Source organism: Ottowia pentelensis (genome assembly GCF_964341695.1).
The window spans coordinates 2,650,379-2,674,822 of the sequence record NZ_OZ224513.1 but is presented as its reverse complement, the minus strand read 5'-3'; the positions used below and the strand labels follow the sequence as shown (position 1 = coordinate 2,674,822).

Below are 24,444 nucleotides of genomic sequence, written 5' to 3'. Positions count from 1 at the left end.
GGCTATTCGCAAATCCTATGGAGAAAGATTTTATTGATATTGGACACGAATGATCGAGCGGAATCCAATCGAGCCAACCCCCCCAGATCAGGAGACCCGCATGTCCGCCAACGACCCCTCCCAGATGTCCGCCCTGGCCCAGGCCAGCGCCGCCGCCCACCCGGTGCCCGACCGCGGCCACGTCAACAACTATCTGGAAGACAAAGAGCTGCAGCAGCTGCTGGCCTTGTACCTGCCGACCGACCTGTACGCCCACCTGCAGCCGCACTTCGAGCGCATGGGCGAGCTGGCCGGCGGCGTGGTGGACGACTGGGCGCTGGAGGCCGACCACAACCCGCCCACCCTGCAGATGCGCAGCCGCAGTGGCAAGGAGGAACAGCGCATCCTCAAGCACCCGGCCTATGTCGAGATGGAAAAAATCGCCTTCCAGCAGTTCGGCCTGGCGGCGATCTCGCACCGCGAGGACATGCTGGGCTGGAAGGGCAAGCTGCCGGCCATCGTCAAGTACGCGCTGACCTATCTGTTCGTGCAGTCCGAGTTCGGCCTGTGCTGCCCGCTGTCGATGTCCGATTCGCTCACGCGCACGCTGAAGAAATACGGCGACGAAAAGCTGGTCGCCAAGTACCTGCCCACGCTGCTGTCCATGGACTTCGATTCCTCCGTCCAGGGCTCCATGTTCATGACCGAGCAGGCGGCGGGCTCGGACATCGCGGGCACCCTGACCATGGCCTACCCGCAGGAGGACGGCAGCTGGCGCCTGGTGGGCGAGAAGTGGTTTTGCTCCAACCCCGACGCGGGCTTCGGCATGGTGCTGGCGCGCGTCGACGGCGGGCCGCCCGGCATGAAAGGCATCTCGCTGTTTCTGCTGCCGCGCCAGCTGGACGACGGCAGCACCAACCACTACCACATCGTGCGCCTGAAGGACAAGATGGGCACGCGCTCCATGGCCAGCGGCGAGATCCGCATGGAGGGCGCCGTGGCGTATCTGGTGGGCGAGCAGGGCCGGGGCTTCGTGCAGATCGCCGACATGGTGAACAACTCGCGCCTGTCCAACGGCATGCGCGCCGCCGGCATGATGCGCCGCGCCGTGGCCGAGGCCGAGTTCATCGCCCGCGAGCGCTGGGCCTTCAAGCACCGTCTGCAGGACCTGCCGCTGATGCAGGTGCAGCTGGACAAGCTGCGCGTGCCGGCCGAGCAGGCGCGCACCATGGTGTTCCAGACCGCGGCCACGCTGACGCGCTCTGACGCCGGCGACGCGACGGCTTATGCGCTGCTGCGCATCCTCACGCCGCTGATCAAGTTCCGCGCCTGCCGCGACGCCCGCAAGGTGACGGGCGACGCCATGGAGGTGCGCGGCGGCTGCGGCTACATCGAGGAATGGGCCGACCCGCGCCTGGTGCGCGATGCGCACCTGGGCTCGATCTGGGAAGGCACCAGCAACATCGTGGCGCTGGACGTCAAGCGCGCCATCAAGCGCGAGGGCTCGCTGCCGGTGCTGCAAAGCCATCTGCTGGGCCTGCTGGCCGACACCCAGGGCATCACCCCGGCCTATCGCCAGGCGCTCACCGACGCGCTGGCGCGCGCCGCGAAGCTGGCCGAGCGCGCCGTGCAGGATGACGGCGAAAAGGCGGTGCGCCAGGCCGCCACCGCGCTCTACAACTGCACCACGGCGATTGCCATGGCCTGGGAGGCGCGCAAGACCGGTTCCGCCGAACGCCTTCGCCTGTCGCAGCTGGTGATTGCCCACCGCGTGCTGCCGCGCGATCCGCTGCAGGCGGTGGAGCTGCCTGCCGACTGGTCTTGAGTTTACTGTTCAAAAACACCCGCAGCGCTTGTCCAGCAAGCGCAAGCAGCTATCAACTTCATAGGAGACAAGACATGCCCATCAACAAGCGCCAACTGCTCACCCTGGCCGCCGCTGCCGCCGCCGCGACCGCGCTGCCGGTGCTGCCGGCCGCCGCGCAGGAAAAATTTCCCGAGCGCATCATCAACTTCGTGGTGCCGTTCTCGCCCGGCGGGCCGACCGACGCCATGGCGCGCCTGCTGGCCGCCGAGCTCACCAGGGAGCTGGGCCAGAGCGTGGTGGTCGACAACCGCGCCGGCGCCGGCGGCAACATCGGCGCCGAGGCGGTGGCGCGCGCCAAGCCCGACGGCTACAACATCCTGTTCGGCACCTCGGGGCCGCTGGCCATCAACCACAGCCTGTACAAGGAAATCCGCTACGACCCGCGCACCAGCTTCGATCCGATCATCTACGTCGGCTATCTGCCCAACGTGCTGGTGGTGCGCCCCGACCTGGGCGTCAGCACGGTGCAGCAGCTGATCGCCAAGGAAAAGGCGGCGCCGGGCAAGCTCAACTATGCGTCCTCGGGCAACGGCGCCTCGTCGCACCTGGCCGGCGTGCTGTTCAACGACATGGCGGGCACCAAGCTGGTCCACGTGCCCTTCAAGGGCACGGGGCCGGCGCTGAACGCGCTGCTGGCCGGCCAGGTGGACATGACCTTCACCGACATCCTCACGGCCATGCCCTACATCAAGTCGGGCAAGTTCAAGGCCCTGGGCATGACCACCACGCAGCGCTCCAAGGCCATGCCCGACATTCCCACCGTGGCCGAGCAGGGCCTCAAGGGCTTCGACGTCAGCGTGTTCTTCGGCGTGGTGGCCCCCAAGGGCACGCCGCCCGATCGCATCAAGGTGCTGAACGAAGCCTTCGTGCGCGCGCTGGCCGCGCCCAAGGTCAAGGACACCTTTGCCGCGCAGGGGCTGGAGTCGGCGCCCGACCATTCGCCCGCCTACCTCGGCCAGCTGATCAACAAGGAAACCGACGCCTGGGCCAAGGTGGTCCAGTCCTCGGGCGTGCGGCTGGACTGAACATCATGCAAAACAAGACGGGCGCGCTGGCGGGCATCAAGGTGCTCGACCTCTCGCGCATCCTCGGCGGGCCGCTGTGCGGCCAGATCCTGGGCGACCACGGCGCCGACGTGCTCAAGGTCGAGCCGCCGCAGGGCGACGACACGCGCGCCTGGGGGCCGCCGTTCAGGGACGGCGTGGCGTCCTACTACTTCGGCCTGAACCGCAACAAGCGCATCCAGTTTCTCGACCTGTCGGCCCCCGAAGGCCAGCAGCGCGTGCGTGAGCTGATGGCCGAGGCCGATGTGGTGCTGGAGAACTTCAAGGTCTGCACCATGGAGAAGTGGGGCATCGGCTACGAGCAGATGCGCGGCGACTTGCCGCGGCTCATCTGGTGCCGCGTGACGGGCTTTGGCGCCGACGGCCCGCTGGGCGCCTTGCCCGGCTACGACGCCGCCATCCAGGCCACGGCCGGCCTGATGAGCATCAACGGCGAGGCCGGCGGCGACCCGCTGCGCGTGGGCCTGCCGGTGGTCGACATGGTGACGGGGCTGAACGCGGTCATCGGCGTGCTGCTGGCGCTGCACGAGCGCGCCGCCAGCGGCCAGGGCCAGCTGGTCGACGCGGCCCTGTACGACTCGGGCCTGTCGCTGCTGCACCCGCACGCGGCCAACTGGTTCATGAGCGGCCAGCTGCCGCAGCGCACCGGCAACGCGCATCCCAACATCTACCCCTACGACGTCGTCCGCACGGGCGGCACGCCGGTGTTCCTGGCGGTGGGCAACGACCGCCAGTTCGCCCTGCTGTGCCGCCACATCGGCCGGCCCGAGCTGGCGCAGGACGCGCGCTTTGCCAGCGCCGGCCAGCGCTCGGTCAACCGCGTCGAGCTGAAGGCGCTGCTCGAAGCCGCACTGTCCCAGGCCGACGGCACCCGCCTGGCCGACGAGCTGATGGCCATCGGCGTGCCCGCCGCCGCCGTGCTCAACGTCGAGCAGGCGCTGACGCACCCGCACACCCTGCATCGCCAGATGGTGGTCAAGATGGGCGCCTACACCGGCCTGGGCGCGCCGGTCAAGCTCAGCCGCACGCCCGCCACCTATCGCCACGCGCCCTTGAGCGAGGGCAGTGGCTTCTTGCCCGATGACGCCGCGGATGGAGGCGCCCGGTAACCTGCTAGAATCCCCTGTTCGACGCTGCGGAGAGGTGGCAGAGTGGTCGAATGTACCTGACTCGAAATCAGGCGTACGGTTTCCGTACCGAGGGTTCGAATCCCTCCCTCTCCGCCAAAACAAAGAAAACCGCGCTACGCAAAACGTAGCGCGGTTTTTTCTTGGCCTCGGCAGTTGGCGTGCGGCGTGGGCCGCGTCCGCCGAGCCCTCATTGGCGCATGAAGTCGATCACCACGCCCTCGTGCGAGCGCTGGCGGTATTCGATGTGCACGGCCTCGCCGTAGCGTGCCTGCAGTTGGCCCAGCAGCGGGATCGGGTCGTGGTCGTTGACGAAGCGCATGGTCTCGCCCGGGTTCAGCGCGTCGAGCGCGCCGAAGATGGCCGAGTGGCGAAAGCGCCGCGCGATGCCGCGGGCGTCGAAGCCGTAGATGGCCTCGGGGGTGGTGTGGTCGTGTCCGGGTGGGTTTGACATGGCTTGGGGGTGCGCCTGCGGGCAGGCGCGGTGGTTGCAAAAAGAAGGGGCCGCGCTCAGCGCTGCAGCTGCTCGCGCTTTTGCTCGACCTTGGCCCATTCGTCGGCGTCGGGCAGGGCGGCGATCTTGCGCGAGATGGTCTTCCAGTCCTTGGCCAGCTCTTCGTTCAGCGGGATGAAGTCGAGCTGGTCCTTGGGTACGTCCTCGTCGGCGTAGATGGCGTTGACGGGGCACTCGGGCACGCAGACGGCGCAGTCGATGCAGTCGTCCGGCTCGATGACCAGGAAGTTGGGGCCTTCACGAAAGGCGTCGGTGGGGCAGACGTCCACACAATCGGTGTACTTGCAGCGGATGCAGGCTTCGGTGACGACAAAGGTCATGATGGGAAGGGGCCTTGCGGGTTGATCTTAAAAATGCATAATGAATACATCTTTTAATGTACGCCATGGGGTTGCGCGGTGCAATGCAAAGCCGCGTTGCCGTCATGGCGGCCGGACCCGTATTTTCCGCCATGCGCGTGACCACGTTTTCCGACTTCGCCCTGCGCGTGCTGATGTACCTGGCGGTGCAGGCCGATCGCCGTGCCACGGTGGACGAAATCGCGGCCGCCTACGGCATTTCGTCCAACCACCTGACCAAGGTGGTGCATCTGCTGGGGCGCGCCGGTTGGGTGCAGACGGTGCGCGGCAAGGGCGGCGGCCTGCGCCTGGGCCAGCCGGCCGAGTCGATCCGCCTGGGCGAGGTCGTGCGCCTGTGCGAGGGCAACGCCGCCTACGTCGAATGCATGGTGGCCGACCTCAGCCACCACTGCCGCATCGCGCCGGCGTGCAAGCTGTCGAGCATCCTGAGCGGCGCCTTCAAGGTGTTCTATGCCGAGCTGGACAAGCACACCCTGGCCGACCTGGTGCAGGAGCCGGCGGCGCTGAGCGAACTGCTGGCGGCGCCCTCCTGATTTCGCCGCCGCGCCGCCGCGCCGACCAGTTGCTGTCATGCTGAACTGGAGCGGCGACGAACCCGAAGCCTACTTGGCCCTGCTGGCCTGCGCGCCGGCGCTGGCGCTGGCCATCGACCGCGTGCTGGGCGAGCCCGCCGCGCGCTGGCACCCGGTGACCTGGATGCGGCGCTATCTGGACTGGGCCGACGCCCGCCTGGCGCCACGCAGGGAACGGGCGTACGTGGCCACCGGGGCGCAGGTGCTGGCGCGCGGCGCTGTGACTTGGAGCGCCGCGGCCGCGGTGGTGCTGGCGCTGGCCTGGCTGCTGCAAACCTGGGTGCTGGCGCAGCCGGTGTGGCTGGCGACCTTGGCGCTGGGGCTGTTTCTCAAGCCGCTGCTGGCCTGGGCCCGCGTGCACGACGACACGCTGGCGGTCGAGCGTGGCCTGGCCGAAGCGCCCGGCGCGGCGCAGGCGCAAGAGGCCCCGCCGGTCGGCCACGACGCGGCCCCTGGGTCGGCGCACGGACTGCGCGAAGGCGCCATCCAGCGCCTGGCCACCAACCTGAGCGATTCGCTGGTGGCGCCGCTGTTCTGGTTTGCGCTGCTGGGCTTGCCCGGCGCGGCCCTGTTTCGCTTTGCCCACACGGCCGCCGCCACGTGGGGCCGCCGCGGCGCGCGCTCGCCGGACGGCGTGGTGCGTGGGGGCACAGCCGCCGGCCTGTGGGCCGTGCGCGCCGCCGACGCGCTGGCCTGGCTGCCCGCGCGCCTGACGGCGGCGTTGATCGTGGGGCTGGGCGGGCCGGCTGCGCTGCGAGGCCTGCCGCGCCTGCCGGCCGAGGCGGCGCGCCTGCCGTCGACCCACGCCGGTTGGCCCGTGGCCGCCATGGCCTTGGCGCTGGGCGTGCAGTTGGGGCGGCCCGGCGTGCACGCGCTCAACGCCGGCGCCCGCACGCCCGAGCCGGCCGACACCCTGCGCGCCTGCGCCATCGGCTCGCGCTGCGCCCTGGTCGCCACGCTGCTGGCCTGCGCGGTGCTGCTGCTGACGCTGTCGGCTTGAGGGTTTGATGCAAAATGAGCCGATGGCGCTGATGGAACAAGCGCCGGCAGCTACGATTTCAGGAGTTTTTGGTTGTTGATTTCTCCGCATGCACGTCAGACGCGAGAGGCCGCTGCATGACGGCGCGCTGCGTGATGGTGCTGGGCACCAGCAGCGGCGCCGGCAAGAGCTGGATCGCCACCGCGCTGTGCCGCCACTACGCCCGGCAGGGCTTGCGCGTGGCGCCGTTCAAGGCGCAGAACATGAGCAACAACGCAAGAGTCGTCTCGGGCCTTTCTCCCTCCCCCGCTGGGGGAGGGTTGGGGTGGGGGCCAGCCGCGCCGCCGTCGACCGCTGCCGGCCCTTCACCCCAGCCCTCTCCCCAAGGGGGCGAGGGGGCAAACCCGCAGGCGCCCCTCGGCGAGATTGGCTCGGCCCAGTACTTCCAGGCCCTGGCCGCGCGCGCCGTGCCCGACGTGCGCATGAACCCGCTGCTGCTCAAGCCCGAGGCCGACACGCGCAGCCAGGTGCTGCTGCTGGGGCAGGTCAGCCGCGAGCTGTCGGCGCTGCCCTGGCGCGGGCGCAGCGAGCGCGTGTGGCCGCCCATTGCCGCCGCGCTGGACGCGCTGCGCGCCGAGAACGACGTGGTGGTGATCGAGGGCGCGGGCTCGCCGGCCGAGATCAACCTGATGGCCAGCGACGTGGTCAACCTGCGCGTGGCGCGCCATGCCGACGCCGCCTGCCTGCTGGTGACCGACATCGACCGCGGCGGCGCCTTCGCCCACCTGTACGGCACCTGGGCGCTGCTGCCCGCGGCCGACCGGGCGCGCATCCGCGGCTTCGTGCTCAACAAGTTTCGCGGCGATGCCGGCCTGCTGGCGCCCGCGCCCGAACAGCTGCAGGCCTTGACCGGCGTACCCACCGTGGCCGTGGTGCCGATGCGCTTCGGTCACGGCCTGCCGGAAGAGGATGGCGTGTTCGACGACCGGCCCGTCGGGTTTGATGACAAAACGGGCTCTGGCGCCGATGGATCAAGCGCGAGCAGCTATCAAAATGATATTGATGCGCCGCGCCGCATCGCCATCGTCGCCTACCCGCGCATCAGCAACCTGGACGAGTTTCAGCCACTGAAGAACGTGCCCGGCCTGACGCTCGCCTGGGCGCGCACGCCGGCGGCGCTGGCGGGCGCCGACACCATCGTCCTGCCCGGCAGCAAGGCCACCGCCGCCGACCTGGCCTGGCTGCGCGCGCAGGGGCTGGACGCGGCCATTGCGGCGCACGCGGCGCGCGGCGCTCGCGTGCTGGGCATCTGCGGCGGCCTGCAGATGCTGGGCGAGGCCCTGATCGACGAACACGGCGTGGAAAGCACGGACAACGCACCGGGCCTGGGCCTGCTGCCGCTGGTGACGTGCTTCGAGCGCGCCAAGACCGTGCGCCACGCCACACAGCGCTTCGGCGCGCTCACCGGCGCGTGGGCGGCGCTGTCCAGGGTGCCGGTGACGGGCTATGAAATCCACAGCGGCCGCACCGTCCAGCACCCGGCCATGGCGGCCCGGGGCGACGTCGCACGCGAAGTGATGGCGGGCCTGGCCTGGCAAAACGGCGCCGGCAACGTACTGGGGGTTTATCTGCACGGGCTGTTCGAGGACGCGGCCGTGCTGCGCGCGCTGTTCGGCGCCGATGCGCCCGCGCTGGATGCGGTGTTCGACGGCCTGGCCGATGCCATCGAGCAGGCCTTCGCGCCCGGCGTGCTGGACGCTTTGGTTCAGCGCCGCACGCCCGCGAACGCCCGCGTGCGATAGGGAAAGCGCACTACGGCCTGCCCGCGCAGCGCCGGGTGGTGCTCGATCAGCGCCTCGATCTGCGCGCGCACCCGCGCCTGCTCGGCGGCCGGCAGCGCGGCGATGAAGCTGACCGACAGAAAGCGGTCGACGATGACCTGCTGCGGCGGGCCCTCGTGCACGTAGTCGAACACGCTTTCGTGCAGCGGCCCGAAGGCCGGGTGCGGAAAGGCCTGGCGCCAGCTGCCCTTGTAGAAACGCGGCGCGTCGCCTTCGTGCGGGGTGACGATGCGCGTCAACTCGGCCACCCAGTCCACCGACTCGTCGCGCACGTTCCATACCAGGCCCAGGTGCCCGCCCGGCTTCAGCACCCGCGCGAATTCATCCAGCGCGGCGCGCGTGGCGAACCAGTGGAAGGCCTGGGCGCAGACGATGGCGTCCAGCGAGGCGTCCGGCAGCGGCAGCGCGTCGGCCGTGCCGGGCTGGGCGCGCACCGTGGGCTGCGCGGTCGCCAACTGCGCGCGCATGGCATCTACAGGCTCGATGGCCACCACCTCGGCTCCCGTTGCCGTGAGCAGCGGCGTGAACTTGCCCGTGCCCGCGCCCACGTCGGCCACCGCGCGGCCGGGACCCAGGGCCAGCGCGCCCCGCAGCCAGCCCTGCAGGGCGGGCGGGTAGTCGGGCCGGCCGCGCGCATAGGCGCCGGCCTGCCGCTCGAAGCCGTGTCGCGCGGCGGCGTGCACCGAATCACTCATCAGCGACCTCCCGTTTGATGCATGGACGACCTGCATGATGCCCGCTTGGCGGCCCGCGGCGCGGGGCATGAAAGAATGAGGCCATGAGCACATGGAAAAAAGCAGGCTGGGGCGCCCTGGTGGTGCTGGTGCTGGCGGGCACCGCCGGCTGGTTCAGCCTGGACAAGGAAACGCGCGGCCTGCTGGCCACCGTGCCCACCAACCGCAACCTGCTGTTCTGGAGCCAGTCGCAGCGCGACGCGGCGTTTCGCGCCATGGACCGCATCCCGCTGCTGGCCAAGTGGCACACCGCCTTGCCGGGCCCCGTGCCGCGCCCGCTGCCGCCGGGCGAAGCCATCCAGCTGCCGCTGGACGTGGATGCCTACCTGGCCAGCCAGCACGGTGCGGCGCTGCTGATCGTGCAAGGGGGCAAGCTGCGGCTGGAGCGCTACGGCCTGGGCTTCGACGGCAGCGGACGCTGGACCAGCTTCTCGGTCGCCAAGTCCTTCACCTCGACGCTGGTCGGCGCGGCGCTGAAGGACGGCCTGATCAAGAGCATGGACGACAAGGTGAGCGACTACCTGCCGGACATGAAGGGCTCGGCCTACGACGAGGTGAGCGTGCGCCAGCTGCTGACCATGACCTCGGGCGTGGCCTGGAACGAGGACTACGGCAACCCCAACTCGGACGTCGCGCGCTTCAACAACCACGTGCCCGAGCCGGGCGTGGACGCGCTGGTCAGCTACATGCGCAAGCTGCCGCGCGCGGCCCCGCCGGGTGAGCGCTGGAACTACAGCACGGGCGAGACCAACCTGGTGGGCGTGATGCTGATGGCGGCCATCCAGAAGCCGCTGGCGCAGTACCTGCAGGAGAAGATCTGGCAGCCGGTGGGCATGGAACAGGAGGCAACCTGGCTGCTGTCCAAGACCGGCAAGGAAATCAGCGGCTGCTGCCTGCAGGCCACGCCGCGCGACTTCGCGCGCTTCGGCCAGTTCGTCCTGGAAGGCGCCAAGGTGGGCGGCGAGCCGCTGGTGCCCGAGGGCTGGCTGCACGAGGCCACGCACAAACAGGCCGACATCGGCCAGCCCGGGCGCGGTTACGGCTATCAATGGTGGACCTACGACGACGGCAGCGTGGCGGCGCGCGGCATCTTCGGCCAGGGCATCTTCATCGACCCCAAGCGCCAGTTGGTCATCGTGACCAACTCGGACTGGAGCAAGGCCGGCTCGGCGGGCAACCCGCAGTACGCCGAGCGCGAGGCCATGTACCAGGCGGTGCAGAAGGCGGTGGACGACGAAGCAGCCGGGCGCTGAAGCTCAGATGCCCATGCCGCGCAGGCTGGCCTCGATGGCGGCGGCCGTGGCCAGGGGCTTTTCCATCGGGAACAGGTGCGTGCCTTCCAGCATCGTCACGCGCCCGCGGGCCAGGCGCGCGGTGGAATCGATGCCGCCCACCTGCTTCATCTCGGCCGACTGCAGGCCGCCGACAAAGGCCAGCGGGCATTTGAGCGGGTGGCGGCGCAGCAGGCGGTCCAGGTTGTGCGGCAGGGTCTCGTAGATGCGCGACTCGATCTCGCGGTCAAAGGCCAGGCGCCAGGTGCCGTCGGCGTCCACCGTGCCGTGGTCGACGTAGTCGCGCAGCACCTGCGGGTCCCAGCGGGCAAACAGCTTCTTGCCGGCAAAGTGCTGATAGACGGCCTCGCGGTCGTCCCACTGATCGCGCCGCCTGCGGCTGGTTTGTGCGGGTGAAAAGCGCTGCATCAGTGCCGTGCGCTTGACCACGCGCACCGCGCCGGCGCGCCAGCCGCCCAGCACGGGCGAGTCGAGCATCACCACCGCGCGCGCCAGTTCGGGGTGGCGCGCGGCGCACATCAGGCTCAGGATGCCGCCCAGCGAATGGCCGACCAGCACCGGCGCCTGCCCCTGGTCGGCCGCCTTCTGCTGCGCGGCGAAGTCGGCCAGCTGCTGCACCAGCCGCGGCCAGTTGTCGGTGACGGGATACTGCGGGTCGTGGCCGAACTTTTCGATGGCGGCCACGGCGTAGCCGCGCCGGCGCAGGCTGCCCAGCATCACGCCGTAGGTGCTGGCCGGAAAGCTGTTGCCGTGGGAGAAGACGATGGAGCTCATGCTGTGCGTCGGGATCACCGGGGCGAAGTGTAGGGCCAGCCTTTCCGATAATCACCCATGACCCACGAATCTTCCGCATCGCCCGGCCCCGGCGCCACATCGTTTGCCCGCTTGCCGCTCACGCCGGCCATGCAGGCCAATTTGCAGCAGCTGGGCTATCTGGAGATGACCCCCATCCAGGCGGCCAGCCTGCCGCTGGCCCTGCAGGGCCGGGACCTGATCGCCCAGGCCAAGACCGGCAGCGGCAAGACCGCCGCCTTTGCGCTGACGCTGCTGGCGCGCCTGAATGCGCGCCGCTTTGCCGTGCAGGCGCTGGTGCTGTGCCCCACGCGCGAACTGGCCGACCAGGTGGCGGCCGAGGTGCGGCGCCTGGCGCGGGCCGAGGACAACATCAAGGTCGTCACGCTGTGTGGGGGCGTGCCGCTGCGCGGGCAGGCGGCCAACCTGGAACATGGCGCACACATCGCCATCGGCACGCCGGGGCGCGTGCTCGATCACCTGTTTCGCGAGACCCTGCGGCTGGACGCGCTGAACACCCTGGTGCTGGACGAGGCCGACCGCATGCTGGACATGGGCTTTCACGACGACATGGTCAAGGTCATGCGCCAGTGCCCGAAAGAGCGGCAGACGCTGCTGTTCTCGGCCACCTACCCGGATGACATCGCGCGGCTGGCCAAGCAGTTCATGCGTGATCCGCAAACCGTCAAGGTCGATGTGCGGCACGCCAGCGCGCACATCCGCGAGCTGTTTTTCGAGGTGGCGCCCGCCCAGCGCCTGCCCACCGTGGCCAAGCTGCTGGCGCACTTTCGGCCCGAGAGCACGCTGGCCTTTTGCAACACGCGCCAGCAGTGCAGGGCGCTGGTGGAGCTGCTGCAGGCGCAGGGTTTCGATGCGCTGGCGCTGCACGGCGAGCTGGAGCAGCGCGATCGCGACCAGGTGCTGGTGCAGTTTGCCAACCGCAGCTGCTCGGTGCTGGTGGCCACCGACCTGGCGGCGCGCGGGCTGGACATCACGCAGCTGGCGGCGGTGATCAACGTGGACATCACGCCCGACCCCGAGGTGCACGTGCACCGCATCGGCCGCACCGGGCGCGCGGGCGAGACCGGCCTGGCGCTCAGCCTGGCGACCATGGATGACATGGGCCGCGTCGGCCGCATCGAGCAGTTCACCGGGCAGACCTCGCAATGGCGGGCCGTGGACACGCTCACGCCGGCCGCCGGGGCGCCCCTGCGCGCGCCCATGAGCACGCTGCAGATCGTGGGCGGTCGCAAGGAAAAAATCCGCGCCGGCGACGTGCTGGGCGCGCTGACCGGCGAGGCCGGCTTCACGCGCGAGCAGGTCGGCAAGATCCAGGTGATGGAATACGCCACCTACGTGGCCGTGGCGCGCGACATCGGCGAGGCGGCGCTGGCGCGGCTGAACGCGGGGCGCATCAAGGGCAAGAAGGTGACGGTGCGGCGGGTGGGGAAGGCGTAGCCGCGAGGCTATCGACCTCCGCGGCGCCAGCGGCGTACCCGCTGTCAGTCACCGGTCACTTTCCAATCCCGCAAGCAAGGGGGAAGGTGGATCTGCAAACGGGTTGACCACGGTGACACCGCTCCAGGTAAAGCCGTCCTGAAAATCCTCCGACAGCAGCACGCGGCAGCGCTGCTCGGCGGACACGGCGAGGATCAGGGCGTCCCACAGGGGCAACTGGTGGTCCACCGTCAGGTCGAAGGCGGACTGAAAGGCCGGCCAGGTGGAGTCGGCCACCTCGAACGTGTCGGCCCAGCTCAACACGGCGTCGCGGGCTTCAGCGGGCGTGCGCCGGGCTTTGGCCGTGAGCACGCGGAACAGCTCGCCGAGGGTTTGCGCCGGCAGCAAGGTTTGGTCGCTGGGCAGGTGCTCGATCAAACGCCGCGCCGCCGTGCAGCGCGCGGCATCGCCCAGGCCTTCGGCGTAGGCGAGGATGTTGGTGTCGAGCGCGACGCGCACGGGTCAGCTTTCGTACAGCTCGTCCCGCGCCCAATGGCGAGTACCCGTCGACGCCTGTTGTTGAAGACGCGCCAGCAGCCGCCGCTTGGCGGCGCCGCGCCCGGCCGCCTGCGCCCGCGGCTGCGCGATCGTCGCCACGGGTTTGCCGCGCGAGAGCACGGTGATGGTCTGGCCGGCCGCCACATCGCGCAGCAGGGCGGAGAAGTGGCGGTTGGCTTCGGCGGCGGAGATGCTTTTCATGCCTTGGCCTTCATGTAGTGTTAAAAACTACATTTTCCGGCAGTCCAATCCACGCGGTCAAGCACGGAGTTTGTCGGGATCGAGTCGCCGCTTCAGCTCATACAGCGCCTCCAGCGCCTCGCGCGGGCTGAGCGCGTCGGGGTCGATGGCGGCGAGCGCCGCTTCCACGGCGCTGGGTTCGGGTGAAGCGGCGGCGGCCGGCGGCGGCGCAAACAGATCGACCTGCGCCTGATGCGCGGCGGCGCCTTGCTCCAGCTGGGCCAGCGCGTGGCGCGCGTGGTTGACGACGGCGGCGGGCACGCCGGCCAGGCGCGCCACCTGGATGCCGTAGCTGCGGCTGGCCGGGCCGGGTTGCAGCTCGTGCAAAAAGACGATGTCGTGGCCGCCCGACCCCGTGGTTTCGGCGGCGGTCACGTGCACGTTGAAGGCCGCATGGTGCGTGGCCGGAAACTCGGTCAGCTCGAAGTAGTGCGTGGCGAACAGGGTGAAGGCCTGCACCTTGTCGTGCAGGTGCGCGGCGATGCCCGAGGCCAGCGCCAGGCCATCGAAGGTGCTGGTGCCGCGGCCGATCTCGTCCATCAGCACCAGCGACTGGGCCGTGGCGGTGTGCAGGATCTGCGCCGCCTCGGTCATCTCCAGCATGAAGGTGGACTGCGCGTTGGCGAGGTCGTCGGCGGCGCCGATGCGGGTGTGGATGGCATCCAGCGGGCCCAGGCGGCAGCTTTGCGCGGGCACGTACGAACCCATGCTGGCCAGCAGCGCGATCAGCGCCACCTGGCGCATGTAGGTGCTTTTGCCGCCCATGTTGGGGCCGGTGATGACCTGCATGCGCGCCTTGGGGCCGAGCAGCGTGTCGTTGGCGATGAAGGGCGTGCCGCTGGTCTCTTGCAGGCGCGCTTCGACGACCGGGTGGCGCCCGCCGCGGATTTCGATGCAGGGCTCGCGCACGAAGACCGGCGCGCACCAGCCCAGCGTGAGCGAGCGCTCGGCCAGCGCGCACAGGGCGTCGAGCGCGGCCAGGGCGCCGGCAAAGCGCGTGAGCTGGGGCACGTGCGGTTGCAACTGGGCCAGCAGCTGCTCGTACAGCCACTTCTCGCGCGCCAGCGCGCGCTCCTGCGCGCTCAGCGCCTTGTCCTCGAAGGTCTTGAGCTCGGGCGTGATGAAGCGCTCGGCATTCTTCAGCGTCTGGCGGCGGCGGTAGTCGTCGGGCACCTTGGCGGCCTGGCCGGCGCTGACCTCGATGTAGAAGCCGTGCACCTTGTTGAACTGCACGCGCAGGTTGGCGATGCCGGTGCGCGTGCGCTCGCGCGCTTCCAGCTCCAGCAAAAAGGCGTCGCAGTTGCCGGCGATGGCGCGCAGCTCGTCCAGTTCGGCGTCCAGGCCGGGGGCGATCACGCCGCCTTCGCGCAGCAGCGTGGCGGGTTCGTCCAGCAGGGCGGTCTGCAGCAGCTGGGTGGCGGCCGCGGGCGGTGCCAAATCGCCCGAAATCAAGGCCAAAAGTGCCTCTGGCGCCCGTCCGACAAGCGTGAACAGCTCTTGTTTTTGTAGTGTCTGGCGCAAGGCCACCAGCTCGCGCGGGCGCACTTGGCCCAGCGCCAGGCGCGCGGTGATGCGCTCCACGTCGCTGGTGCCCTTGAGTTGACTGCGCAGCCGCTCGGCCAAGCCACCTTCGCGCAGCGCGGCGATGGCCTGGTGGCGGGCCTGGGCGGCGGCGCGCTCGCGCGCGGGCGACAGCAGCCAGCGCCTGAGGCAGCGGCTGCCCATGCCGGTCAGGCAGGTGTCGAGCAGCGACAGCAGCGTGGGCGCGTCCTCGCCGCGCAGGGTCTGCACCAGCTCCAGGTTGCGGCGCGTGCTGGCGGGCAGCTCGATCAGCTCGCCGGCGCGCTCCACCGCCAGCGCCCGCACGTGGGTCAGCGCGCGGCCTTGCGTGTGCTCGGCGTAGGCCAGCAGGGCGGCGGCGGCGGCGTGTGCCTGCGGCAGGTCGTCGGCGCCCCAGGCGGCCAGGCTGGCGGCCTGCAACTGTTCCAGCAGCTTGCGGCGGCCCAGCGCGGCGTCGAACTGGAAGGCCGGGCGGTGTGTGAGCGCGGCGCGCGTGCCGGCCAGGCGCTGCTCGAAGGCGGGCGCAGCGTCTTGCGCCAGCAGCAGCTCGCTGGGGGCGATGCGCTCCAGCCAGGCCGGCAATTCATCCAAGGCGCATTCGGCCAGCTGCACGCGGCCCTGCGTGACGGCCAGCCAGGCCAGGCCCACGCGCCCGCGCGCGCCGGCGTGCACGGCCAGCAGCAGCGACTCGCTCTTGTCGCTCATCAGCTCGCTGTCGGTCAGCGTGCCGGGAGTGACCACGCGCACCACCTTGCGCTCCACCGGCCCCTTGGCGGTGGCCACGTCGCCCACCTGCTCGCAGATCGCCACCGACTCGCCCAGCTTGATCAGGCGCGCCAGGTAGCCGTCCACCGAGTGAAAGGGCACGCCCGCCATCGGGATCGGTTGCCCGGCCGACTGTCCGCGCGCGGTGAGCGTGATGTCCAGCAGCGCCGCGGCGCGCTCGGCGTCGCCGTAGAACATCTCGTAGAAGTCACCCATGCGGTAGAACAGCAGGGTGTCGGGAAAGTCGGCTTTCAGGCGCAGGTATTGCGCCATCATGGGGGTGTGGGCGGTCAGGTCGGTGGCGTTCATGGCGGGGCAGGGCGCGCTCGCGGGCGCCCCCCGATTGTGCGCAATGTGCGCACCCCGCCGCGCCGGGCGCGGGCGTAGACTCGGGCCCCTTGCTTTTTCGCCGGCGTCACGGGTGCGTCCTTCGTCTGGCATCGTGCCCATGTCCGCTCCCCCTGCGCCTACCTCGTCCGCCGACTTCAACGACCGTCCCGGTCCGCTGCTGCTGGTGACGATTGCGCTGGTCGGGGTGTTTGCCTTCTTGCAGGTGTATTCGGTGCAGTCCATCCTGCCCGAGCTGCAGCGCGATCTGAACGCCACCGTGGTCGAGATCGGCCGTGCGGTGGGGGCCACGGTGCTGGGGGTGGCGCTGCTGTCGCCGCTGATGGGCATGGTGTCGGACGCGCTGGGGCGCAAGGCGCTGGTGGTGGCTTCGGTGTTCGCGCTGGCGCTGCCCACGGCGGCCATGGTGGGCGTGCAGACGGTGCACGGCCTGACGGTGTGGCGCTTCGTGCAGGGCCTGGCGGTGCCGGGCGTGACGGTGGTGGCCATCGCCTACATCGGCGAGGAGTTTCGCGCCGCGGCGATGGTGCGGGTGATGACGCTGTACATCACCGGCAGCGTGCTGGGCGGCTTTCTGGGGCGCTTTCTGCTGGGGCACCTGACCGACTACATGTCCTGGCGCGCGGCCTTCGGCGTGATGGCCCTGCTCAACGTGGCCGGCGGCGTGCTGGTGTGGCGCGTGCTGCCGCCCTCGCGCCACTTCGTGGCCGACCGGCGCGTGGCCAGCACCCTGGCCACGCTGATGGCGCTGCTGCGCCATCCGGCGCTGCAGGCGGCGGGCGCGCTGGGCTTTACGGCGCTGTTTGCGCAGGTGGGCATGTTTACCTTCGTCAACTTTCACCTGGCGGCGGCGCCCTACCACTTCAGCCCGGCTGCCCTGGCCAACGTGTTCGGGGTCTACCTGATCGGGGTGGTGGTCACGCCGCTGGCGGGGCGCTGGATTCCGCGCCTGGGCGCGCGGCGCACCATCCTGCTGTCGGTCGGCCTAGCGGGCCTGGGCGTGTTGGTGACGCTGCTGCCCTCGGTGGCGGGCATCGTGACCGGCTTGGCGCTGGCGTCCTGCGGCACCTTCATCACGCAGTCGGCCACGCTCAGCTACATCGCCTACCGCATCGACCACGGCCGCTCGCTGGCCAGCGGCCTGTATTACACCGCCTACTACGCCGGCGGCTTTTGCGGTGCCTGGGTGGGCGGCGTGGCCTACGCCCACGGCGGTTGGGCGGGCACGGTGGCGCTGCTGGTGGCCACGCAGGCGCTGGGCTGGTGGGTGGCCTGGCGCTTCATGGCGGCGCCGGCGGCGGCCCGGGCCTGAGACGCGGGCGTTCAGGCGCGGGCGGGCACGGGCTCTGGCGAACCGGGCGCCAGCTCGGCCAGCACGCGGTCGGCATCGGCGCGCACCGCGCCGGCCAGGCGGCAGGCCAGGGCCAGGCGGCGCAGCAGCCAGGCGCTGGAGTCGGACTCGAACGGGTCGGGCAGGACCTCTGGCACGGCCGAGCCCAGCAGCGGCGCGTCGTCCGCGTCGTGGACATGGGGTTCGGACGGCTGCCAGGGGCGCGTCATGTCCAGCGCCTCCTCGATGACGCGCGCCGCCGCGTCGAGCGCGGGTTGCACGGCATCCAGCTGCAGGCGCTGGCGCCGCAGCAGCAGGATCGACTGGATGGCGCTGAGCTGGCCGAGCAGCTGGTAGCCGTGGCCCTGCAGCTGCTCCAGCGCAGCGATGGGCGGGCGCACGGCGCGCGGCTCGACCAGCGCGCGGTTGCTGGCCAGCACCAGGGCCGACAGCGCGTCGTAGGCTTCGCGCCGGGCCAGGCGCCAAGCCAGCTCGGGCTGGCCCGTGACCTCGGCCAGCGTGGCCAGTGCCAGCGAGAACCGGGCGTGGCGCCCCATGGCGCGGGCCACGCGGCGCACGGTGTCGGCGATCTGGTGGCGCTCCCACGAGGGCAGCACGTACGAAAAGGCCCAGGCGATGCCGGTGCCCAGCAGGGTGTCGCCCACGCGCTCGATGAAGTCGAGGGCGGGTTTGTCGCCGCTGTACAGCAGGTGGGCCAGCAGCAGGCCCATCACCGAGCCGGCCAGCGCGGTGGTGGCGTAGTGGCGCACCACGAAGGCGTGGGCCACGCCCTGGGCGACCACCACCACCAGCAGCAGCACGGCGGCCGGCGGGTGCAGCGCCAGCAGGCCCACGGCCAGCCCGCTGCCGACCAGCGTGCCCGCCACGCGTGCGTTGCGCCGCTCCAGCGTTTGCGCCAGGCTGCCGCGCAGCACGACGACGATGGTCAGCAACACCCAGTAGTCGCGCGAACCCCAGGGCAGCAGGCGTGCCAGCGTGTAGCCGGCGCCGATGGCCAGCGCCGCGCGCAGCGCATGGCGCAGCGCCGGCTGGCGCCAGTGCCACACGCCCAGCAGCGGCTGGATGGACCAGTAGGCCGGACTGACGAACAGCTGCCAGCCGCGCCGAACAGCCGACAGCTGGGGCGCCTGCTCGCCCCGGGCCGGGCGGTCAGCTGGCGCACGGCGGCGTCTTCGTCGCCCACGCGCACGCAGACGCTGCGCACCAACGCGGCGCGCTCCAGGATCTCGTCGTCGTGCGGGTTGGCGGCGGCCAGGGCTTCGGCCCGGTCGCGCAGGGCTTGCAGCGCAGCGCGGTGGTCGCTGGCCGGCTCGGGCGTTCGGCCCAGCAGCATGGCGTCGGCCAGCGCCGCCACCTCGTCGGCCATGGTGTCCAGCGTGGCGGCCAGCGGCGCCAGGGCGGCGGGCTGGATGGCCTGCAGGCGTTCGATGTCCAGCTCGCCGGCAATCAGGCGGTCGCGCAGCTCCAGCACCACGATCAGCATGCCGGCCAGGCGCTGGCGCCGCGGCGTGCTGGGCGATTCGAGAATCAGGTCGCGCGCGGCCTGCAGCTGCTCGGCCAACGCGGCCTGGCGCTGCAGCACGTCGCCGACGGCGCGCGGATCGTCGGCCTGCGCCGAGTCGGCCGGCACGCGCGTGAAGCGGCCGGCATGGGTGCGCATCAGCGCCGCCACGCTCAGCAGCACGCTGGCCATGGTCTGGGTTCTATAGCGCCCATTCAGCAGGGCGTTGCTGGCCGTGGCGTACAGCACGTACAGGAAGGCGCCGCAAGCGCACCAGGCGGTGCGCAGCAGGGCCTCCTGCAGGCTGCTGGCCGGCTGCGGCGCCATGGCCAGCAGCATGGCGAACATCACCGCCGCCGCCACCGGCATGCCGGCGCGGCCCCAGGCGGTCGACAGAAAGGCCAGGAAGGTGGCGGGCACCAGCAGCAGGCCCAGCTCGACCGGGTGTCCACGCAGCAACTGCACCGCCAGGAACAGCGGCAGGCCCAGCAGCGGGGCGGCCAGCAGATGCGAGAACTTGCCGCGGCGCGCGCGCGGCGTGTCGGAAATGAGGGCGATGATGGTGCCCACGCTGGCGTTGGATGCGGCCGCCATGCCGAGCGCGGCGTACATGACGGCGACCACCAGCGCCATGCCGACGGCCACCGAGGCGCCGTTGAGGATGGCCGCGCTGAGCAGCGTGCGGCGTGCCTGCACCAAACGTTGGTTCAACGACGTGCCTTGAAGCAGGGCCATCGCGCGATTGTTGCATGGCTATCATCGAGCGATGAACAAGGCTTTCACGCGCGAAAGCGATGGCGAGGACGACGAGGACGACGTCGCGCTGCCGCCCCTGCCCGCGGGGGGCAGGAACTACCTCACGCCGCAGGGCTACGCGCGCCTGCGTGGCGAACTGCTGAACCTGATCGACGAGGAGCGCCCCAAGGTGGTCGAGGCGGTGCACTGGGCGGCCAAGAACGGCGACCGCAGTGAGAACGGCGACTACCTTTATGGCAAGAAGCGGTTGCGCGAGATCGACCGGCGCGTGCGCTTTCTGACCAAGCGCCTGGAGATCGCCGAGGTGACTGACCCCAGCGTGCACCATGGCGGCGACCAGGTGTTCTTCGGCGCCACGGTGACCTACGAGGACGAGCAGGGCACCCGCCGCACGGTGACCATCAAGGGCATCGACGAGGCCGAGAGCAGCCAGGGCGAGGTGAGCTGGATCAGCCCCATCGCCCGCACCCTGCTGCGCGCGCGGATCGGCGACGTGCTGCAACTGGCCACGCCGGCCGGGGTGCAGGAGATCGAGGTGCTGGCGGTGGACTATCCGGCGCCCGCGGCCTAGGCGTCAGGCGGCAGTGGGCACGGTGCGCGTGGCGCGCAGCACCGAGTGGGTCCAGCGCAGGGTGCGCAGCACGTGGTCCAGGTGGGTGCGATCGCGCACGGTGATGACGAAGCGCAGGTCCAGCGCGTCCTGCGCCACCTCGTCGGGCATGCCCAGGTGCACGATGTCGGATTCGGCCGAGGCGATGGCGGCGGCCACGCGCGCCAGCACGCCCTTGCCGTTGACCACGGTGACGACGATGCCGACCTCGAAGGCGCGCACCGGCTCGTCGGCCCAGGCGACGGTGATGAAGCGCTCGGGGTCCTTGTGCTGCAGGCGGCGCGCCACGGCGCAGTCGTCGGTGTGCACCACCAGGCCTTCGCCCCGGCCCAGGTAGCCCAGCAGGCCGTCGCCCGGAATCGGGCGGCAGCAGGTGGCGTACTTGATGGAGACGTCGGCGCTGCCGTCGACCGTGACGGCGCCTTGCGACAGGTTTTCGTGCGCGGTGTAGCGCGCGCGGGTGAGCAGCAGCGCGTCGGGCTTGACGCCCTGCTCGCCCAGCAGCGTGACCAGACGCTTGGCCACCATGCTGGCGCTGCGCTTGCCCAGGCCGATGTCCAGCAGCAGTTCGTCGCGCGCGCGGTTGCCGGTAAAGCGCAGCAGCTTGTCCCAGATCGCCTTGTCCTCGGGGCCGTCGCCCGGCGGCTTGCCCAGGCCTTCGGCGCGCAGCGCCTGGGCCAGCAGCTTGTCGCCCAGGGTGCGCGACTGGTCCTGCGCCAGCGACTTGAGATGGCTGCGGATCTTGGAGCGCGCGCGGCCGGTGCGCACGAAGCCCAGCCAGGCCGGGTTGGGGCTGGACACGGGGGCGGTGACGACCTCGATCACGTCGCCGTTGTTGACCTCGGTGCGCAGCGGTACCTGCTCGCCGTTGACCTTGGCGGCCACCGTGTGGTCGCCCACGTTGCTGTGGATGGCGTAGGCGAAGTCGACCACGGTGGCGCCGCGCGGCAGCGCCATGATCTGCCCCTTGGGCGTGAAGACGTAGACCGCGTCGGGAAACAGGTCGACCTTGACGTTGTCCCAGAACTCGGCGGCGTCGCGCGTTTCGTTCTGGATGTCCAGCAGCGACTGCAGCCACTGGTTGCCCAGTTGGGCGTCGTGCAGCTGGCCGTGCTCGCCGCTCTTGTACAGCCAGTGCGCGGCCACGCCGGCCTCGGCCACCAGGTCCATCGCCTCGGTGCGGATCTGGAACTCGACGTTGATGCTGGCCGGCCCCACCAGCGTGGTGTGCAGCGACTGGTAGCCATTGACCTTGGGGATGGCGATGTAGTCCTTGAAGCGCCCCGGCACCGGCTTGTAGAGCTGGTGCAGCAGGCCCAGCGCGGTGTAGCAGCTGATGATGTCGGGCAGGATCAGGCGCACGCCGTACAGGTCGCTCACCTGGGCGAAGGACAGGCGCTTGTCGTCCATCTTGCGGTAGATGGAGTACAGGGGCTTTTCGCGCCCGATGATGCGCGCCGCCAGGCCGGCCTCGCCCAGCGCCCGCTCGACGTCCTGCTGCACCTTCTGGATCAGGTCGCGCCGGCGCTGGCGCGCGCGCGTGACGGCCTTGGACAGCACGTTGTAGCGCCAGGGCTTGAGGTAGCGGAAGGCCAGGTCCTGCAGCTCGCGATAGGTCTGGTTGAGCCCCAGCCGATGCGCGATGGGGGCGTAGACGTCGAGCGTCTCGCTGCTGATGCGGCCCCACTTGTTGCGCGGCATGTCGCCCATGGTGCGCATGTTGTGCAGGCGGTCGGCCAGCTTGACCAGGATGACGCGCACGTCGCGCGCCATCGCCAGCAGCATCTTGCGAAAGGACTCGGCCTGGCCCTCCTCGCGCGTGTTGAAGCGCAGCTTGTCCAGCTTGGTCAGTCCGTCCACCAATTCGGCCACCGGCGCGCCCAAGCGCTCGACCAGGTCGGCCTTGGTGACGCCGCAGTCCTCCATGGTGTCGTGCAGCAGCGCGGCCATGATGGCCGGAGCGTCCAGCTTCCACTCGGCCGCCTGCGCGGCCACCGCGATGGGATGGGTGATGTAGGGCTCGCCGCTGTGGCGCAACTGGCCCAGGTGGGCGGTGTCGGCAAAACGATAGGCCTGGCGCACGCGCTCGACGTCGGCCGCGTCAAGGTAGCCCAGTTTGGACTCCAGCGCGGCAAAGCTGGCGGCCGCAGCGTTGGCGGCAGCCAGCGGGGGATCCAGGGGAGGCGCCGCGGTGCTCATCCCCCGAATTTAACCATTCGGGGCGCGGATTGTCCGTCGACATGAAAAATGCGCCGCAAGGGGCGCATTTTTCAGGGGGTTTGGGGGCGCGGGTGCGTTCAGGGCACCTTCTTGAGCATTTCCAGGCCGATCTGGCCGGCGGCGATCTCGCGCAGCGCGGTCACGCCGGGCTTGTTGGTGGTCTCGACCTTGGGGGCGTGGCCCTGGCTCAGCATGCGCGCGCGGTAGGTGGCTGCCAGCACCAGTTGAAAGCGGTTGGGGATTTTCTCGAGACAGTCTTCGACGGTGATGCGGGCCATGGCGGGTGCTGCGTGTAAGGGGTGGATCAGTCGATGTCGAGGGCCTTGAACGTATCGGCGTGGACACGCTTTTGGGCGCTGAATCTCAGGCGTTGCGCGTGAACGATGGCCTTGAGGTCAAACAGCGCGCGCTCGAATACCTCGTTGATTATAACGTAGTCGAACTGATTGACCTGGGCCAGCTCCTCGCGCGCATTGGCCAGGCGCAGCTCGATCACCTCGTCCGAATCCTCGCCGCGCCGCTGCAGGCGCGCGCGCAGCTCGTCCCAGCTGGGCGGCAGCACGAAGATCAGGATGGCATTGGCGAACAGCCGCCGGATCTGCAGCGCGCCCTGCCAGTCGATCTCGAGCACCACGTCGCCCCCGGCCTGCATGCGGGCGGCAATGGCCTGGCGCGAGGTGCCGTAGCGGTTGCCGTGCACCTGGGCCCACTCGAAGAAGTCGCCCGCTTCGATCATGCGGTCGAAGGTGGCGCGGTCGACGAAGAAATACTCCCGCCCGTCCTTTTCCTGGCCGCGCGGCGCGCGCGTGGTGTGCGAGACCGATGGGGCCACGCCCACATCCACCTCCATCAGCGCCTTGACCAGGCTTGACTTGCCCGAACCGCTGGGCGCGGCGACGACGAACAGATTGCCGAGAGTGTCCATGAAGGGTGCAAACCGAGGGTGTTTGCGGCCCGATTTTATTTCGGCGCGGCCACGCGGGCGGCCGCAGCGATGTCGAGCGCGCGCAGGCGCAGCGCGGGGTCGTACACGTCGCACACCAGCATCATCTCGTCGCAGTCGGTCTGCTCGGCCAGCGTCTGCAGGCCGGCGCGCACGGTCTGCGGGCCGCCGATCACGGCGCAGGCCAGGAAGTCGGCGATGCCGGCGCGCTCGGCCTCGGTCAGCCGCGCGAAAAAACCCTCTTGCGGCGGCTGCAGCAGGCCGCGCTCCCCGCGCAGGATGCTCAGCACGCGCTGGAACACGCTGCCGGCCAGGTGCATGGCCTCGGCGTCGGTGGGCGCGGCCACCACCGGCACGCCGATGGTCACATAGGGCCGCGGGCACTGGGCCGAGGGCTTGAACAGGCGGCGGTACAGGTCGATGGCCTGCAGCAGCAGCGCGGGCGCGAAATGCGAGGCGAAGGCATAGGGCAGGCCGCGCTCGGCCGCCAGCTGGGCCGAGAACAGGCTGGAGCCCAGCAGCCAGATCGGCACGCGCGTGCCGGCGCCGGGCGTGGCCACCAGCTTCTGGCCGGGCTGGGGCGTGTCCAGCAGGTGCTGCAGCTCAGCGACGTCGCGCGGAAAGTCGTCCACCGTCTCCACGCGGTCGCGGCGCAGCGCGCGCATGGTCATGGGGTCGGTGCCCGGCGCGCGGCCCAGGCCCAGATCGATGCGGCCGGGATACAGTTCGGCCAGGGTGCCGAAGGCCTCGGCCACCACCAGCGGGGCGTGGTTGGGCAGCATCACGCCGCCGGAGCCGACGCGAATGCGCTCGGTGCCGCCGGCGACGTGGCCCACCAGCACGGCCGTGGCCGAGGAGGCGATGCCGATCATGTTGTGGTGCTCGGCCATCCAGTAGCGCACGAAGCCCAGGCGCTCGACGTGCCGCGCCGTGGCCAGCGCCACCGACAGCGCGTCGGCCACCGAGCGGCCCTCGCGCACGGCCACCAGATCGAGCATGGAAAAGGCGATATCCTGCAAAGCTTTGGTCATGCGC

At 70.4% G+C, this 24,444-nt stretch carries 23 protein-coding genes and 1 tRNA gene; 11 read left to right on the top strand and 13 right to left on the bottom strand.

The window, feature by feature from the left end:
* Nucleotides 1–100 precede the first annotated feature (100 nt).
* The 4 genes from ACWHMB_RS12925 (at nucleotide 101) to ACWHMB_RS12910 (ending at nucleotide 4,136) form a co-directional block, all read left to right on the top strand.
* Nucleotides 101–1,804 carry an acyl-CoA dehydrogenase family protein gene (locus ACWHMB_RS12925; RefSeq protein ID WP_377478742.1) on the top strand — a complete coding sequence of 568 codons (1,704 nt, stop codon included), beginning with the start codon at nucleotides 101–103 and terminating at the stop codon, nucleotides 1,802–1,804.
* A gap of 74 nt (nucleotides 1,805–1,878) precedes the next feature.
* On the top strand, nucleotides 1,879–2,871 hold the full coding sequence (locus tag ACWHMB_RS12920) for a Bug family tripartite tricarboxylate transporter substrate binding protein (protein WP_377478741.1): 993 nt from the start codon (nucleotides 1,879–1,881) through the stop codon (nucleotides 2,869–2,871).
* 5 nt (nucleotides 2,872–2,876) lie between these two features.
* Complete coding sequence (locus ACWHMB_RS12915) at nucleotides 2,877–4,019, top strand: CaiB/BaiF CoA transferase family protein (protein WP_377478740.1); 1,143 nt, start codon at nucleotides 2,877–2,879, stop codon at nucleotides 4,017–4,019.
* 28 nt (nucleotides 4,020–4,047) lie between these two features.
* Nucleotides 4,048–4,136: transfer RNA gene (locus ACWHMB_RS12910), tRNA-Ser, on the top strand.
* A gap of 91 nt (nucleotides 4,137–4,227) precedes the next feature.
* Here ACWHMB_RS12910 and ACWHMB_RS12905 read toward each other — a convergent pair.
* Nucleotides 4,228–4,491, bottom strand: coding sequence for a DUF2249 domain-containing protein (locus tag ACWHMB_RS12905; RefSeq protein WP_377478739.1), 264 nt, complete (start codon nucleotides 4,489–4,491; stop codon nucleotides 4,228–4,230).
* A 56-nt stretch (nucleotides 4,492–4,547) separates the two neighbouring features.
* Complete coding sequence (gene fdxA / locus ACWHMB_RS12900; RefSeq protein WP_377478737.1) at nucleotides 4,548–4,871, bottom strand: ferredoxin FdxA; 324 nt, start codon at nucleotides 4,869–4,871, stop codon at nucleotides 4,548–4,550.
* A 131-nt stretch (nucleotides 4,872–5,002) separates the two neighbouring features.
* Here fdxA and ACWHMB_RS12895 point away from each other — a divergent pair, with 131 nt between their 5' ends.
* The 3 genes from ACWHMB_RS12895 (at nucleotide 5,003) to ACWHMB_RS12885 (ending at nucleotide 8,263) form a co-directional block, all read left to right on the top strand.
* Complete coding sequence (locus ACWHMB_RS12895; protein ID WP_377478735.1) at nucleotides 5,003–5,443, top strand: Rrf2 family transcriptional regulator; 441 nt, start codon at nucleotides 5,003–5,005, stop codon at nucleotides 5,441–5,443.
* Between the two features lie 37 nt (nucleotides 5,444–5,480).
* Nucleotides 5,481–6,482 (top strand): cobalamin biosynthesis protein CobD/CbiB, encoded by a 1,002-nt coding sequence (locus tag ACWHMB_RS12890; RefSeq protein WP_377478733.1) that lies wholly within the window; start codon nucleotides 5,481–5,483, stop codon nucleotides 6,480–6,482.
* A 116-nt stretch (nucleotides 6,483–6,598) separates the two neighbouring features.
* Nucleotides 6,599–8,263: a cobyric acid synthase gene (locus ACWHMB_RS12885; protein WP_377478731.1), complete on the top strand. Its 1,665-nt coding sequence runs from the start codon at nucleotides 6,599–6,601 to the stop codon at nucleotides 8,261–8,263.
* On the opposite strand, the gene ACWHMB_RS12880 is transcribed toward ACWHMB_RS12885, so the two are convergent.
* Nucleotides 8,227–8,997, bottom strand: a complete 771-nt coding sequence (locus ACWHMB_RS12880) for a class I SAM-dependent methyltransferase (RefSeq protein WP_293223750.1) — start codon at nucleotides 8,995–8,997, stop codon at nucleotides 8,227–8,229. The genes ACWHMB_RS12885 and ACWHMB_RS12880 overlap by 37 nt on opposite strands.
* A gap of 83 nt (nucleotides 8,998–9,080) precedes the next feature.
* Between ACWHMB_RS12880 and ACWHMB_RS12875 the strand changes: the two genes are divergently transcribed.
* A complete protein-coding gene (locus ACWHMB_RS12875) occupies nucleotides 9,081–10,289 on the top strand; it encodes a serine hydrolase domain-containing protein (protein WP_293223747.1) in 1,209 nt (402 codons plus the stop codon).
* A 3-nt stretch (nucleotides 10,290–10,292) separates the two neighbouring features.
* Here ACWHMB_RS12875 and ACWHMB_RS12870 read toward each other — a convergent pair whose 3' ends face one another.
* Nucleotides 10,293–11,102, bottom strand: a complete 810-nt coding sequence (locus ACWHMB_RS12870; protein ID WP_293223744.1) for an alpha/beta fold hydrolase — start codon at nucleotides 11,100–11,102, stop codon at nucleotides 10,293–10,295.
* A gap of 57 nt (nucleotides 11,103–11,159) precedes the next feature.
* Between ACWHMB_RS12870 and dbpA the strand changes: the two genes are divergently transcribed.
* Nucleotides 11,160–12,578: an ATP-dependent RNA helicase DbpA gene (gene dbpA, locus ACWHMB_RS12865; protein ID WP_377478729.1), complete on the top strand. Its 1,419-nt coding sequence runs from the start codon at nucleotides 11,160–11,162 to the stop codon at nucleotides 12,576–12,578.
* A gap of 48 nt (nucleotides 12,579–12,626) precedes the next feature.
* Here the strand turns inward: dbpA and ACWHMB_RS12860 are convergent, their stop codons facing one another.
* From ACWHMB_RS12860 to mutS, 3 genes are read right to left on the bottom strand one after another with little or no spacing between them, the layout of a single operon-like run.
* Entirely contained in the window at nucleotides 12,627–13,076 is a 450-nt protein-coding gene (locus tag ACWHMB_RS12860; protein WP_293223738.1) for a PIN domain-containing protein, read from the bottom strand.
* 3 nt (nucleotides 13,077–13,079) lie between these two features.
* Entirely contained in the window at nucleotides 13,080–13,316 is a 237-nt protein-coding gene (locus ACWHMB_RS12855; RefSeq protein ID WP_377478727.1) for a type II toxin-antitoxin system Phd/YefM family antitoxin, read from the bottom strand.
* Nucleotides 13,317–13,373: 57 nt separating this feature from the next.
* Nucleotides 13,374–15,989, bottom strand: a complete 2,616-nt coding sequence (mutS, locus tag ACWHMB_RS12850) for a DNA mismatch repair protein MutS (protein WP_377478725.1) — start codon at nucleotides 15,987–15,989, stop codon at nucleotides 13,374–13,376.
* Nucleotides 15,990–16,128: 139 nt separating this feature from the next.
* Here mutS and ACWHMB_RS12845 point away from each other — a divergent pair, with 139 nt between their 5' ends.
* The gene (locus tag ACWHMB_RS12845; protein WP_377478723.1) at nucleotides 16,129–17,340 is read left to right on the top strand and encodes an MFS transporter; all 1,212 of its coding nucleotides are present in this window, start codon (nucleotides 16,129–16,131) and stop codon (nucleotides 17,338–17,340) included.
* A gap of 11 nt (nucleotides 17,341–17,351) precedes the next feature.
* Here ACWHMB_RS12845 and ACWHMB_RS12840 read toward each other — a convergent pair whose 3' ends face one another.
* Nucleotides 17,352–18,314 carry an FUSC family protein gene (locus ACWHMB_RS12840; protein ID WP_377479146.1) on the bottom strand — a complete coding sequence of 321 codons (963 nt, stop codon included), beginning with the start codon at nucleotides 18,312–18,314 and terminating at the stop codon, nucleotides 17,352–17,354.
* Nucleotides 18,305–19,615, bottom strand: a complete 1,311-nt coding sequence (locus ACWHMB_RS12835; RefSeq protein ID WP_377478721.1) for an FUSC family membrane protein — start codon at nucleotides 19,613–19,615, stop codon at nucleotides 18,305–18,307. The genes ACWHMB_RS12840 and ACWHMB_RS12835 overlap by 10 nt, the downstream gene beginning before the upstream one ends.
* 31 nt (nucleotides 19,616–19,646) lie before the next feature.
* Between ACWHMB_RS12835 and greB the strand changes: the two genes are divergently transcribed.
* The gene (gene greB, locus ACWHMB_RS12830; protein ID WP_293220085.1) at nucleotides 19,647–20,207 is read left to right on the top strand and encodes a transcription elongation factor GreB; all 561 of its coding nucleotides are present in this window, start codon (nucleotides 19,647–19,649) and stop codon (nucleotides 20,205–20,207) included.
* A 3-nt stretch (nucleotides 20,208–20,210) separates the two neighbouring features.
* On the opposite strand, the gene ACWHMB_RS12825 is transcribed toward greB, so the two are convergent.
* The 4 genes from ACWHMB_RS12825 to ACWHMB_RS12810 form a co-directional block, all read right to left on the bottom strand.
* Complete coding sequence (locus tag ACWHMB_RS12825) at nucleotides 20,211–22,445, bottom strand: RelA/SpoT family protein (protein ID WP_377478719.1); 2,235 nt, start codon at nucleotides 22,443–22,445, stop codon at nucleotides 20,211–20,213.
* 98 nt (nucleotides 22,446–22,543) lie between these two features.
* A complete protein-coding gene (gene rpoZ / locus ACWHMB_RS12820) occupies nucleotides 22,544–22,744 on the bottom strand; it encodes a DNA-directed RNA polymerase subunit omega (protein WP_293220091.1) in 201 nt (66 codons plus the stop codon).
* Between the two features lie 26 nt (nucleotides 22,745–22,770).
* Nucleotides 22,771–23,391: a guanylate kinase gene (gmk, locus tag ACWHMB_RS12815; protein ID WP_377478717.1), complete on the bottom strand. Its 621-nt coding sequence runs from the start codon at nucleotides 23,389–23,391 to the stop codon at nucleotides 22,771–22,773.
* Nucleotides 23,392–23,426: 35 nt separating this feature from the next.
* A complete protein-coding gene (locus tag ACWHMB_RS12810) occupies nucleotides 23,427–24,440 on the bottom strand; it encodes an LLM class flavin-dependent oxidoreductase (protein ID WP_293220097.1) in 1,014 nt (337 codons plus the stop codon).
* Nucleotides 24,441–24,444 lie beyond the last annotated feature (4 nt).